The sequence below is a fragment of the Acidovorax sp. FJL06 genome, from assembly GCF_003852545.1.
In the GTDB taxonomy this organism is placed as follows: Bacteria; Pseudomonadota; Gammaproteobacteria; order Burkholderiales; family Burkholderiaceae_C; genus Acidovorax.
Genome location: NZ_QAJR01000018.1, coordinates 54,742 through 67,694, shown reverse-complemented (window position 1 = coordinate 67,694; position 12,953 = coordinate 54,742). Strand labels below are relative to the sequence as shown.

General features: G+C 67.4%; 12 protein-coding genes. 3 read left to right on the top strand and 9 right to left on the bottom strand.

Features of this window, described 5'->3' with window-relative positions; all coding sequences use genetic code 11:
• Positions 1-126: 126 nt before the first annotated feature.
• Positions 127-1,275 (bottom strand): ABC transporter substrate-binding protein, encoded by a 1,149-nt coding sequence (locus tag DBV10_RS11570; RefSeq protein WP_124513734.1) that lies wholly within the window; start codon positions 1,273-1,275, stop codon positions 127-129.
• A gap of 146 nt (positions 1,276-1,421) precedes the next feature.
• Here DBV10_RS11570 and DBV10_RS11565 point away from each other — a divergent pair, with 146 nt between their 5' ends.
• Positions 1,422-3,518: a molybdopterin-dependent oxidoreductase gene (locus tag DBV10_RS11565; RefSeq protein ID WP_124513732.1), complete on the top strand. Its 2,097-nt coding sequence runs from the start codon at positions 1,422-1,424 to the stop codon at positions 3,516-3,518.
• A gap of 93 nt (positions 3,519-3,611) precedes the next feature.
• On the opposite strand, the gene DBV10_RS11560 is transcribed toward DBV10_RS11565, so the two are convergent.
• From DBV10_RS11560 to DBV10_RS11535, 6 genes are all read right to left on the bottom strand, one after another.
• A complete protein-coding gene (locus DBV10_RS11560; RefSeq protein ID WP_124513730.1) occupies positions 3,612-3,797 on the bottom strand; it encodes a hypothetical protein in 186 nt (61 codons plus the stop codon).
• Complete coding sequence (locus DBV10_RS11555; RefSeq protein ID WP_124513728.1) at positions 3,794-4,924, bottom strand: virulence RhuM family protein; 1,131 nt, start codon at positions 4,922-4,924, stop codon at positions 3,794-3,796. The genes DBV10_RS11560 and DBV10_RS11555 overlap by 4 nt, the downstream gene beginning before the upstream one ends.
• Positions 4,921-5,391, bottom strand: coding sequence for a hypothetical protein (locus DBV10_RS23365; RefSeq protein WP_370451153.1), 471 nt, complete (start codon positions 5,389-5,391; stop codon positions 4,921-4,923). The genes DBV10_RS11555 and DBV10_RS23365 overlap by 4 nt, the downstream gene beginning before the upstream one ends.
• Before the next feature lie 286 nt (positions 5,392-5,677).
• Positions 5,678-6,742: a hypothetical protein gene (locus DBV10_RS11545; protein ID WP_233589898.1), complete on the bottom strand. Its 1,065-nt coding sequence runs from the start codon at positions 6,740-6,742 to the stop codon at positions 5,678-5,680.
• A gap of 284 nt (positions 6,743-7,026) precedes the next feature.
• On the bottom strand, positions 7,027-8,190 hold the full coding sequence (locus DBV10_RS11540) for an iron-containing alcohol dehydrogenase (RefSeq protein WP_124513726.1): 1,164 nt from the start codon (positions 8,188-8,190) through the stop codon (positions 7,027-7,029).
• A gap of 121 nt (positions 8,191-8,311) precedes the next feature.
• Positions 8,312-9,037, bottom strand: a complete 726-nt coding sequence (locus tag DBV10_RS11535; RefSeq protein ID WP_124513725.1) for an alpha/beta fold hydrolase — start codon at positions 9,035-9,037, stop codon at positions 8,312-8,314.
• 386 nt (positions 9,038-9,423) lie between these two features.
• On the opposite strand from DBV10_RS11535, the gene DBV10_RS11530 reads away from it, so the two are divergent.
• Complete coding sequence (locus DBV10_RS11530) at positions 9,424-9,837, top strand: VOC family protein (RefSeq protein ID WP_124513723.1); 414 nt, start codon at positions 9,424-9,426, stop codon at positions 9,835-9,837.
• A 120-nt stretch (positions 9,838-9,957) separates the two neighbouring features.
• Here the strand turns inward: DBV10_RS11530 and DBV10_RS11525 are convergent, their stop codons facing one another.
• Positions 9,958-10,938, bottom strand: a complete 981-nt coding sequence (locus DBV10_RS11525) for a tripartite tricarboxylate transporter substrate binding protein (RefSeq protein ID WP_124513721.1) — start codon at positions 10,936-10,938, stop codon at positions 9,958-9,960.
• 97 nt (positions 10,939-11,035) lie between these two features.
• Positions 11,036-12,049 (bottom strand): fumarylacetoacetate hydrolase family protein, encoded by a 1,014-nt coding sequence (locus DBV10_RS11520; RefSeq protein WP_124513719.1) that lies wholly within the window; start codon positions 12,047-12,049, stop codon positions 11,036-11,038.
• A gap of 103 nt (positions 12,050-12,152) precedes the next feature.
• On the opposite strand from DBV10_RS11520, the gene DBV10_RS11515 reads away from it, so the two are divergent.
• Positions 12,153-12,935 (top strand): IclR family transcriptional regulator, encoded by a 783-nt coding sequence (locus tag DBV10_RS11515; RefSeq protein ID WP_124513717.1) that lies wholly within the window; start codon positions 12,153-12,155, stop codon positions 12,933-12,935.
• Positions 12,936-12,953: the final 18 nt, after the last annotated feature.

Genomic DNA, 12,953 nt, shown 5'->3' with positions numbered 1-12,953 from the left:
CTGCTTGCATGGGCACGAGCCCATGCGGCGCACCCGAAGCATCCACTCCTCCCGATTGCACTCCAATGCGATCCCCGAAAAGATCTTGAACAGGTTCTCAGCCCCTGCGAGATCGCCACCAGGCGCTCAGGTGCGCACGCGGCCGTCCCCGCTCAACATGGACATCTCGACAAACTTCGACGCCGCATGGCTGGTGGCGCTGAAGGACACCGGGAAGCCCGAAATCACCTGGTTGCCAATCGCCTCGGTGCCCGCGATGAAACCCTCGCGCGTGATCTTGCCCCCCGCCTGGGCTTGGCGCAGGCCCTCGGCAAACACACGGGCCGCCACATAGCCCTCCATGCTGGAGTAGTTGGGCTGCACCTTGTCCCCGCCCTTCTTGATGGTCTCCAAAAACTCGCGCGTGATCTGGCGCGAGGGCTGGTAGGGCGAGGGCACGACCTGCGACACCACCACGCCCGCACCGTCCTTGCCCAGCTCGTCGGCCAGCGCCTGCGTGCCCACAAAGGACACGTTGTAGAACGTGCCGCCAAACCCCGCCTTGCGCGCCGCGCGCACAAAGGCTGCGGCCGAGGCATAGGCCGTGATCTGCACGATGGCATCGGGCATGGCGGGCACCAGTTTTTCGACGGCGGCTTTCACGTCGGTCGAATTGCGCTCCACCGTGGCCGTGGCCACCGGGGCCAGCTTGAGCTCGGTGAGGGCCCGGGTCACGCCCTCCAGGCCCGCCTTGCCATAGGCATCGTTCTGGTAGAACACCGCGATCTTCTTGAGCCCCAGGTTGGTGAGCTGGCGCACGATGAGCGCGGTCTCGTCGTAGTACGAGGCGCGCACATGGAAGATGAGCCGGTTGAACGGCTGGCGCAGCGCCTCGGCCCCGGTGAAGGGACCAAAGAACGGCACCTTGGCCTGGTTGAACAGCGGCATCGCCGCCAGGCTGGTGGGCGTGCCGATGTAGCCAAACAGCGCAAACACGTCGTCGGCAATGAGCTTCCTGGTGTTCTCGGCGCAGCGGTCGGGCTCGTAGCCATCGTCCATGGTGCGGATCTCGACCAGGCGCTTGCCCACGCCGCCCTGGGCGTTGAGCTGGTCGAAGAAGAGCTTGGCACCCTGGTTGAACTGCACGCCCAGCTGGGCGGCGGGCCCGGTGAAGGCCGCCGACTGCCCCAGCACGATGCGGCCCTCGCCCTGCGCCTGGGCCAGCTGGAAGCCGCCCAGCGCAACCGCCCCCAGGCCCACGGAAAACTGTCTGCGTCCCAATGCCATTTGCTTCATGGTGAAATCTCTGTTCTTGTCAAACATCGTGAGGTGAATCCTCGATGCTGCCGGTGGGCAGCCTGCTGGATATGCGGCGCAGGATTTGATCGGAGAGATATGCACGCCGCTTCCAATCTTCTGGCAGTTTAACGACCGCTCCATCCATGTCCACGCCCTCCGCCGCAATTCCCCACCCCACTGCCCCCGTCCAGGTGCGCGGCGCCTGCCCGCACGACTGCCCGGACACCTGCGCCCTGCTCACCACGGTGGAGGGCGGCGTGGCCACCCGCGTGCAGGGCAACCCCGAGCACCGCCACACCGACGGCGCGCTGTGCGCCAAAGTGAGCAAGTACACCGAGCGCAGCTACCACCCCGAGCGCATCCTCACCCCGCTCAAGCGCACCGGCGCCAAGGGCAGCGGGCAGTTTGCCCCCGTCACCTGGGACGAGGCGCTGGCCGACATCGCGCAGCGCCTGCAAGCCATCGCCGCCCGCGCCCCCGAGGCCATCCTGCCCTACAGCTACGCGGGCACCATGGGCATGGTGCAGGGCGAAAGCATGGACCGGCGCTTCTTCCACCAGCTCGGCGCGTCGCAGCTCGACCGCACCATCTGCGCATCTGCCGGGGCCGAGGCGCTGGTCCAGACCCTGGGCGGCAAGGTGGGCATGAAGGTGGAGTTCTTTGCCGAATCGCAGCTCATCCTGATCTGGGGCAGCAACTCCATCGGCAGCAACCTGCACTTCTGGCGCTATGCGCAGCAGGCCAAGCGCAACGGCGCGCGGCTGGTGTGCATCGACCCGCGCAAGAGCGAGACGGCCGACAAGTGCCATGAGCACATTGCCCTGCGCCCTGGCACTGACGCCGCGCTGGCCCTGGCGCTGATGCACGAGCTGATCGCCCACGACTGGCTGGACCACGACTACATCGCGCGCCACACGCTGGGCTGGGAGCAGCTGCGCGAACGCGCCCTGCAATGGCCGCCCGAGCGCGCCGCCGAAGTCTGCGGTGTGCCCGTGGAGCAGATCCGCCAGCTCGCCAAGGACTACGGCACCACGAAGCCCGCCGCCATCCGCCTGAACTACGGCATGCAGCGCGTGCGCGGCGGCGGCAATGCGGTGCGCGCCGTGGCCTGCCTGCCCGCGCTCACCGGCGCGTGGCGCCACCGCGCGGGCGGCATGCTGCTGTCCAGCTCGGGCCAGTTCCCCGCCCAACGGGGCGTGCTGCAGCGCCCGGACCTGATGCCTGCGAAGACACCGCGCACCATCAACATGTCCACCATCGGCGACGACCTGCTGCGCGCAGCCTCGCCCGCGTTTGGCCCGAAGGTCGAGGCCCTCGTGGTCTACAACAGCAACCCCGTGGCCGTGGCGCCCGATTCGGGCAAGGTGGTGCGCGGCTTTGCGCGCGAGGATTTGTTCACCGTGGTGCTGGAGCACTTTCGCACCGACACGGCCGACTACGCCGACTACATCCTGCCCGCCACCACGCAGCTCGAACACTGGGACGTGCACCTGAGCTACGGCCACACCGACGTGGTGCTCAACCGCCCCGCGATTGCGCCGCAGGGCCAGGCCCGCAGCAACGCGCAGATCTTCCGCGACCTGGCCGCGCGCATGGGCTTTTCCGAGCCCTGTTTTACCGACAGCGACGAAGCCCTGTGCCGCCAGGCCTTTGGCAACGCGGTGGACTACGCGCTGCTCGAAACCCAGGGCTTTGCCACGCTGGCCCTCCCCGATGCGCCGTTTGCCGAGGGCCATTTCCCGTCGCCGTCCGGCCAATGCGAGTTCTACAGCGCCCGCCTGGCCGCGCAGGGCCTGGACGGCCTGCCTGACCACCTGCCCAACCATGAACTGCAGGGCACGGATGCGCGCCACCCGCTGGCCATGATCTCGCCGCCCGCACGCAACTTCTTGAATTCCACCTTCGTGAATGTGCAAAGCCTGCGCCACATCGAAGGCCGCCCGGTGCTGGAGATCCACCCCGACGATGCCGAGGCACGCGGCATTGCCAATGACGCCGTGGTGCGCGTGTTCAACGACCGGGGCAGCTACCTGTGCCACGCCACCGTCTCGCGCCGCGCCCGGCCGGGCGTGGTCAACGGCCTGGGCATCTGGTGGCGCAAGCTGGGCCTGGACGGCACCAACGTGAACGAGGTCACCAGCCAGGCGCTGACCGACCTGGGGCGCGCGCCCACGTTCTATGACTGCCTGGTGGAGGTGGAGGCCAGCGCAGTGCACACTGCCGTCGAGGCATCCGCCTGAAGGCTCGGACACTTGGCCGCAGGAGAAGCGCTCCTGATTCAATAGCTGCTAGCGCTTTATCATCAAGCGCTAGCAGTCATTTTCTTCAGAACCTCAAAACCCCAAGGCAGGTTCAGCAGCTGAACACCTCCAAACGAAAGAGGTCTTCAACGCCACCTTGGTGGCTTCGTGCATGCGCACGCCGTCGCGCAGCTTCATCCGCCAGTCGCTGCAACGATTCGGTTTGCGGTTTGCGCAGGCTAGGCGGCCTGCAATGGCGCTAACTTCGCGTTGATTCATGCTTCTCCCTGGTTGTTTTTGCCCGCCTTGGGCCGTGGCGCCGCCTTGCGCAGCGCCTGTAGCGTCTTGACCGGCTTGGCCAGGGCCGCTTCAAAATCCTGCTCCGCCCGACTGGGCGCCGCGATGTGCTGTTGCCGATACGTTGCCAGCGCGGCCTCCGCCTTGGCTTGAGCGGCCTCGGACGTGGTGCGACCAGCATGGGTCAATATCTCGCGGCCCGAAAGGCGCAGGAAGTCGTCCAGCTTGCCGATCCACTGCGCCATGGTCATGGGCTGGCGGTTCAGCGCTTGCAGCTCCGCAAACTCGAGATAGGCGTTGACGATGCGGTTGAGCACCTGCAGCTCTTCTTCGCTCAGGTAGTTTTTGGCCACTGCCATGTCGGCCTTGCGCGGCGCCCCCCCCACCGATGCAGCCGCCCAGGTCATCAACCCCGCATGGGGCTTGCTAGCATCCGCCCGCAAAGCAATCAGCTCAGCCGCCGTGTGGCCGTGCGCTGCCCAGTGCATCTTGTTCTGCACGGTGGCAAAGAACTTCTGCGACGCCTCGGCCCGGGGGTCGTAATCGACACTGGTGGCATAGATGTCCAGCACCTTGCGCCAAAACATCTTTTCGGACGAGCGAATGTCGCGGATGCGCGCAAGCAGCTCTTCAAAATAGTCCGCATCCGCCCCGCGTTTGAAGCGGTCGTCATCCAGCACAAAGCCCTTGACCAAATAGCCCTTGAGTGTCTCGGTCGCCCACTGGCGAAACTGCGCCCCGCGCGGCGAGCGCACCCGGTAGCCTACGTGCAACACCGCGTCCAGGTTGTAGTGGTCCACCAGCCGCTGCACGGTGCGCGCGCCTTCCTGGGCAACTATCCGGAATTTCCGGATGGTTGCATCCGGGTTCAGCTCGCCATCGGCGTACACGTTTTTCAGGTGCTCATTGACGGTGCGCACGTCCTTCTGGTATAGCTCGGCCATCTGCCGCTGCGTCAACCACAGCGCACCATCCGTCAGCCGCACCTGCACCCGTGTTTGCGCATCGGCCGACTGGAACACCAGAAACTCTCCCCCATCCGCCCCCACGGGCACCAAGGGCACCACGGGTGACGACGGCTCCAAAGGCTGGCTCGGCGGCGCTGTCATGCCCCGTCCTCGCCCAACAAATCATCCTGCGCAGGTGCCCCCGGCTTGGGCGCGGCCATGGGCAGATTGGCCCCGTTCAGACTGTAGTCGTCGTGGCCCCACTCGCAGCGGTCTTTCACCATCGTGGGGATCTTCTTGATGGTGAGCTGCGGCCAGCGCTGCGCGGCCTGTGCAGCGATCACGCCCCGGTAGGTACCACAGCACACCAGCAGGCTGCGTTCAGGCCCCACCTCTTCGGCCAGGACGTCGAGTTGCTCGGCGCTCAGGATCACCTCTTGCGAGAGCGGGCTGCGGAAGGCGAAGAGAGCCGCCTCGACCTGATGGGGATTCAGACCAACCCGCGCATCGACCAGGGTCGAGGCCAGGAGGTCGGGGGAATCACGCCCGATCTGCCTTGAAAGCAGCCAGGCGACGTATTGGGACTGGTAGGGCGTGGTGTGGTGGGCAGGCAAAGCAAGTCTCGTCACGGGTGTTTGGGGATTATGAAACCCAGCCGCGAGAATCTATCGCCCTATGGGCAAATTGTCCGCCCCATCGCTGTAACCGCAGGGCTCGTAAAGGCCCTGGCGAGCGAGACAAAACGACCTGGGCAGTGCGCCGAAGTTTTATGACTGCCTGGCCCGGACGCCCAAAGTGGCGCTGCCTACCGAAGGATTGAGACGCCAGCAGGGGTACCGCAACCAACTACCAATTGGATAGCAAAAAACCCTTTACCGCTGAACACAAACAGCCATTTTTAAACATTCGGCGTACTCACCGCCATTGGCGCCCAAAGAACTCCGCCACCTGGTTTTCCAGCGTGGCGTGGTAGACCACCCGGTCAAAGCCCTCGGGGTTGGCGGCGGCGTCGCCGGCATCCGATGGCAGGGGCCAGGCGGACTGGGCCATGAAGGCAAAGTGCCCGGCGCCTGGCACGGTGCTGGCGTCCACCCCGGGCAAGTGGGCCGCCACATGCTGGCCGTGGTATGGGCCCTGCAGCACCACGTCGCGCTCGGCCATGAGCACCTTCACCGGCACGGTGATGGCGGCCAGGCTCTGGGGCGTCAAGACCACGGCCATGGGCGCCAGGGCCACCACGGCGCGGATGCGGGGGTCGGCCACCGAGACCAGCGGGCCATCCTGCGCGCCGACCGCAGAAGGTGCCGGGGCCACAGGGCTGCTGGCGCCTTGGGCCGAAGAGAGTTTGCCCAGGCTGCAGAAGCCCGGGTCGTCTGAGACGCTGCGGCAGTGCTGCACGGCGCGGGCGGGCTCGGCCTGTGCACCGGCCAGGGCCAGCACGGTGTAGCCGCCGGCCGAGTGTCCCACCGCGCCGATGCGTCCGGCGGGAATGCGGGGGCCCCATTCGGGGTGGGCCAGCAATGTGTCCAGCACGCGGCTGACCTGGCGCGGGCGTTCGCTGAAATAGCGGCCCGAGGTGATCATCGACCGGTCTTCCCAGTTGTCGCCCGGGTGGCGCGGCGCGGCCACCAGATAGCCATCGGCCGCCAGGCGCGTGGCCAGGTTGTGGTGGCCCAGCTCATGGCCGCCCGTGCCGTGCGAAATGAGGATGAGGCCCTTGAGGGGCGCGGCAGCCACCGGCGCCCCCGGCGTGACCTGGGGCCGCCACGGCCCCATGGGCTGGGTGCGGGCTACAGCGGGGGTGGGGTAGTACAAGGCCACGGTCACGGGCTCGGCGCCCGGGACCACCAGGGTGCGCAACCCGGCGTATTGCGCCGAGGCGGGGGTGGCCCAGGCCAGCAGCGCCACCAACGCCGCCAGCAGCGGTGCGCGGGAAACCCGCCACAAGGATCGGAGGGCCAGGAAGAGGATGAGGGTCACGGTGCGCCTTTCGTCACATGCCGCCCGGGGTGGCGGCTTGACGGCACTGTAGGCAGCGCCCGCAACGGGCTCCAGCGCCCTGCGACGAAACGCCGCTGCGCGGCGCGAAATGCACCGCAGAAGGGGCGACCAGCGCGCCGCGTTACACCAGTTTGCGGTCAATAAACAAGAACCGTTCGGGCTGAGCCCCTCGACAGGCTCAGGACAGGTCTGCCTGCGCCTCGCGCGGCGCTTCGACGGACTCAGCGTGAACGGACTTGTATTTTTTTGAACACATCCCGGTATTACAGCGCGGCTTCGAGGATGCGGCGGCTCACGGCCGGGGTGATCTCGCGCTGCTCGCCCAGCGTGACCATGCCGTGCGCCTCCAGCTGCGCCACCACAGCGCCCACGGTGTCGGCGCCCAGGCCGTAGCCGGACAGGCGCGTGGCGATGCCCATGGCCTCGAAGAAGGCGCGCGTGCGCTCGATGGCGGCGGTGATGCGCTCGTCGTCGGTGCCGATGGTGATGCCCCACACGCGCTCGCCGTACTGCAGCAGCTTGGCGCGTTTGGCGCCCCGGCGCTCGTGCAGCAGCGCGGGCAACACGATGGCCAGCGTGCGCGCGTGGTCGATGCCGTGCAGCGCGGTCAGCTCGTGGCCGATCATGTGCGTGGCCCAGTCCTGGGGCACGCCCGCGCCGATCAGGCCGTTGAGCGCCATGGTGGCCGCCCACATGAGGTTGGCGCGGTCGTCGTACACGGGCTCGGGGGCCGTGAGCAGGCGCGGGCCGATCTCGATCAGCGTCTGCAAAATGCCTTCGGCAAAACGGTCCTGCAGGGGCGCGTTGACCGGGTAGGTGAGGTACTGCTCCACCGTGTGCACAAACGCATCGACCACGCCGTTGGCCAGCTGCTGGGGCGGCAGGGTGTAGGTCTTGGTGGGGTCGAGCACCGAAAACACCGGGTAGGTGTGCACGCTGCCAAAGGCCAGCTTGGCGCCCTTGGCGCGGTGGGTGATGACGCCACCGTTGTTCATTTCAGACCCCGTGGCGGGCAGCGTGAGCACAGCACCAAACGGCAGGGCGCCCTTCACGTTGCGGCCGTGTTTTTCGAGAATCGCCCAGGGGTCATCGCCCTCGAAGCGCACGGCAGCAGCAATGAACTTGACGGCATCGATCACCGAGCCGCCACCCACGGCGAGCAGAAAATCAAACCCGCCTTCGCGGATCTGCGCCACGGCCTTCATCGAGGTCTCGTAGCTGGGGTTGGGCTCGATCCCGCTGAAGGTGGCGTGCGGGCGCTCGCCCAGCGCCGCACGCACCTCGGCCAGCGTGCCGGTCTTCTCGGCGCTGGCGCCGCCCACCAGGATCAGCACCCTGGCCGCAGCGGGCACGAGCTTGGCCAAGTCGGCGATCCGGCCCTGGCCGAAGGCGATGTGGGTGGGGTTGTGGAAGTCGAAGTTCAGCATGGGGGTCTTTCTGGGGAAGGCAAGCGCATGCGCCGTGGGGGTCGCATTGTGCGGCGCACCTGTGCGCGGGGCGGGTCGCGTGGGCGATAGCCCTGCGGCCGCCGCGCTCATCCCGACCCCGTCAGCGAAAACCGGCGATCTGGTGCACGGTGTCCGCCAGCCGCTGGGGTTGCGAGAAATACGCCGAGTGGCTGGCCTCGATGGACGACACCGTGGCGCAGGGCGAGGCCTCGATCATCTTGCGCTGCAGCCCGATGGTCACGGCCCGGTCCTGCGTCAGCTCGATGTAGTGCCGGGGCACGCTGCCATCACGCGGCGCTGTCAGCTGAAGCCGCGTGAGCGCGGGCAACGAGGGCTCGGGCGTGAGCAGCGCCTGGGCCAGCGCCACGTCGGCGTCCGAGCAATCGGCGTACAGCGCGGGGCGGTAGGCCTCGGGCGCCAGGTGGTCGGTCAGCGTGCTGCGGCTGACATGGATGTGGCGCGCCACCAGCGAGGCCTTGTCCTGGCGGAAGAAGTCCGTCACCCGCTCGCCATGGCGCAGCATGTAAGCGGCCAGGTAGGTCACGCCCACCAGCTTGTGGTGCCGCAGCTCAGCCACCGTGGACGCCACAATGCCGCCCCGGCTGTGCGCCACGATGAGCGCCGGGCCATCCAGCGCATCGAGCACCCGGCACACATGCGCCGCCATGGCCGAGAGCGTGGTGCGCCCGCGCGCCACCCGCCAGTGGCGGCCATGGGCGGGCAGGTCAGGCACATGCACCTGGTGCCCCCGGGCCTGCAGCAGCGGGACCACTTTGTGCCAGCACCAGGCGCCATGCCAGCTGCCGTGCAAAAGAACGATATTCATGAAGATGCCTTTGGGTCTTGGAGAGAAGTGCCGGGCGCCAGGTGCGCCACCGGCCGGGCGAGCGATGGCATGGCGCCCCACTCCGACCGGAGCGTAAAACCGCCTCGCCCAGGGCACTCGCTGAATCCGGACACCCGATTGGCAGCCTGTTGCGCGGATCGACGACCCTGTGTCACTCGATTGGCGCAGTTCAAGCGCAAGTCGGCGTCAGAGCACTGGGCGCGGGTGCTCACCCGCGTGCTCAAGGGCTGGAACGGAGGCCCCGGGGCCGCCGGGGCGAGGCGGCTCCAAAAGTGCGGTTGATTGTGTTTTCTGCCGAAAATACTGTGATTAAAACCAGTATTTCAGGTATAAAACGGAACACAACAACCCCAGGAGCCCCTCCCATGCTGGACCACATGACTTTCCGCGTCACCGACATTGCCCGCGCCAAGGCCTTCTACAGCGCCGCCCTTGCGCCTTTGGGCTACAGCCTGTGTTTTGAAGGCAACTACGGCGCCAACATGCTGGGCTTTGCCTACCCGGATGCATCCGAGCCCGATGGCAAGAAGGCCGACGTGTGGTTCATCGACGGCCCCTCGCCCTACGGCGGCCCCCCGGCCACCACGGGCTGCCACCTGGCGTGGCGCGCCCAGAACCGTGCGCAGGTGGACGCCTTCTACGCCGCCGCAATCGCGGCGGGCGGCCAGGACAACGGCGCCCCCGGCCTGCGGCCCGACTACCACGCGCACTACTACGGCGCCTTCGTCATCGACCCCGAAGGCAACAACGTGGAAGCGGTGTGCCACCTGCCGGAGTAAGCAACACCGCAGCACACCCCGCAGAGGGCACGTCCCCAAGCGAGTGCACCCGTGGAACTGGCTTTGCCAGGCCACGGGGTGCGTCCCCCTGGGGGGAAGCGGCGCAGCCGCTCAGGGGGGTCAGTCGAGTTTTACGCCCGCCGCCTTGATGATCTCGCCCCAGCGCTTGGACTCGGCGCGGGCCATGGCGCGGAACTGCTCGGGCGTGCCGGGCAGGGCTTCCATGCCGAAGTCGGCCATGCGCTTGACCACGGCGGGGCTCTGCAGGGCCTTGTTCAGGTCGCCGTTCAGGCGGGCCGTGATGGCGGCGGGCAAGCCGGCAGGCGCCAGGATGCCCTGGAAGGCAAACACCTCGGTGTTGGGCACACCGGCTTCGGCCAGCGTGGGCACATCGGGCAATGCGGCCACGCGCTTGGCCGAGCCGATGGCCAGCGCGCGCACCTTGCCCGACTGGATCACGGGCAGGCCGGCCGCCAGGTCCAGGAACATGCAGGGCACCTGGCCACCCATCACGTCCTGCAGCGCAGGGGCCGCGCCCCGGTAAGGGATGTGCGTGAGGAAGGTCTTGGTGCGGTTCTTGAACATCTCCATCGCCAGGTGGTGCGGCGAGCCGTTGCCGGGCGATGCGTAGTTGAGCTTGCCGGGGTTGGCGCGGGCGTAGGCGAGGAATTCCTTCACCGTCTTGGCCTCGAACGCCGGGTGCACCACCAGCGCCAGCGGAAAGCGGCTGATGCCGCCCACGTAGGTGAAGTCCTTCTCGGGGTTGAACGGCAGCTTGGTGAACAGGTGCTCGTTGTAGGCCAGCACGGCGTTGTCGGCCGACATGAAGGTGTTGCCGTCGGCCTTGGCCGTGGTCACCATCTGCGCGCCGATGTTGGTGGACGCGCCGGGGCGGTTGTCCACGATGATCTGCTGGCCCAGCGTCTGGCGCATGGCCTCGGCCACGGTGCGCGCCAGCACGTCGGTGCCACCGCCGGCCGGGTAGGGCACGACCCAGCGCAGGGGTTGGTCGGGCCAGGCGGCTTGCTGGGCGGCGGCCCAGGGGGCGGCGGTGGTGGCGCCTGCGGCGGCCAGGGCGGACAAGAGGGTTCTGCGTTGCATGGGGCTGTCTCCTTGATACTATTAATTTGATAGCTGCTTGCGCTCATCCATAGAGCGCAAACAGCTTTTTTATTCAAATTTTCTACCGGCTAGGTGCTCAGGCAGCCGGGGCGGCAATCGCCTGGTCAATCGCGCCGAAGATGCTCGCGCCGTCCTTGCCCTTGACCTCGATGCGAATCGTGTCGCCGAACTTCATGAACTCGGTGCTGGGCTTGCCGTCCTGGATGGTTTCGATGCAGCGCTTTTCGGCGATGCAGCTGTAGCCCTTGGGCCATTCGGTGCGGCCGTTGGCGTCGGTCACGCCCTTGTTGCTCACGGTGCCGCTGCCGATGATGGAGCCCGCGCGCAGGTTGCGCGTCTTGGCCACGTGGGCAATCAGCTGGCCGAAGTGGAAGGTCATCTCGGGGCCGGCGTCGCACATGCCGACCTTGCGGCCGTTCCAAGTGGATTGCACGGTGAGGTTCACGCGGCCGTGGTCCCAGGCGTCGCCCAGCTCGTCCAGCGTCACGGCCACGGGGCCAAAGGCGGTGGCGGGCTTGCTCTGGAAGAAACCGAAGCCCTTGGCCAGCTCGGCCGGGATCAGGTTGCGCAGGCTCACGTCGTTGGCAATCATCACCAGGCGGATGCCGTCCAGCGCCTGGTCGGCATTGGTGCTCATCTTCACGTCGCCGGTGATGACGGCGATCTCAGCCTCGAAGTCGATGCCCATGGCTTCGCTGGGCACCACCACATCGTCGCAGGGGCCGATGAAGTCGTCGCTGCCGCCCTGGTACATGAGCGGGTCGGTGTAGAAGCTCTCGGGCACCTCGGAGTTGCGCGCCTTGCGCACCAGCTCCACATGGTTGATGTAGGCAGAACCATCCGCCCACTGGTAGGCGCGCGGCAGCGGGGCCATGCACTGGGCGGGGTCGAACGGAAAGGCGTGGCGCGCGCGGCCGCTGTTGAGCTGGTCGTACAGGTCCTGCAGCTGGGGCGAGAGGAAGCCCCAGTCGTCCAGCGCCTGCTGCAGCTTGCTGGCGATGCCGGTCGCATAATGGGCTGTGCCCAGGTCGCGGGAGACGACAACCAGTTGGCCGTCGCGCGAGCCGTCTTTGTAGGTAGCGAGTTTCATGGTGGCAGGACCTTTGTCTCAGAAGGGTTGATGGGCACCGCTAGCGAAAATTACGCTTGGGTAAATTGATTTAACTAAACAAAACTCGCAAATTTTAGTGCACATGGACAAAGAACGTGCAGGAATTCAATCGGTCGAGGTCGGGTTTGCCCTGCTGGAGGGGCTGACACGCTCGCGCGGGCCGCTGATGCTCAAGGACGTGGCGGCCTCGGCCGGCATGAGCGCGGCCAAGGCGCACCGGTACCTCGTGAGCTTCCAGCGCCTGGGCCTGGTCACGCAAGACCCGCGCACCGCGCGCTACGACCTGGGCCCCGCCGCCCTCAAGCTGGGGCTGGCGTCGCTGGCCCGGCTGGATGCCGTGCGCCTGGCCCGAGAACGCATGCCCGCGCTGATGGAAACCATCGGCCACACGCTGGCGCTGGCCGTGTGGGGCAACCACGGCCCGACCATCGTGCACTGGGAGGAGTCGCCCCAGGCCGTCACGGCCAACCTGCGCCTGGGCGATGTGATGCCCCTGCTGTCGTCGGCCACCGGCCGCTGCTTTGCGGCGCACATGGCGCCCGACGTGGTGGCGCCGCTGCTCAAGGATGAACTGGCCCGCGCCGCCAAGATGCGCCGCGCCGACCTGCCCGCCACCCTGGCCGAAGCCAATGCCCTGCTGGCCGAGGTGCGCGAACGCGGCGCCGCCCGGGTGGTGGACACCCTGCTGCCCGGCATCGTCGCGTTCTGCGCGCCGGTGTTCGACGCCGACGGCCACCTGGAACTGGGCATCACCACGCTGGGCTCGATCGCCACCTTCGACCCCGAATGGGGCGGCGCCATCGACGCCCCGCTGCGCGCGGCCGCCGCCCAGCTCTCGCGCGACCTGGGCGCGGGCAGCGCCTGACCCCGCGCCGCGCCCACA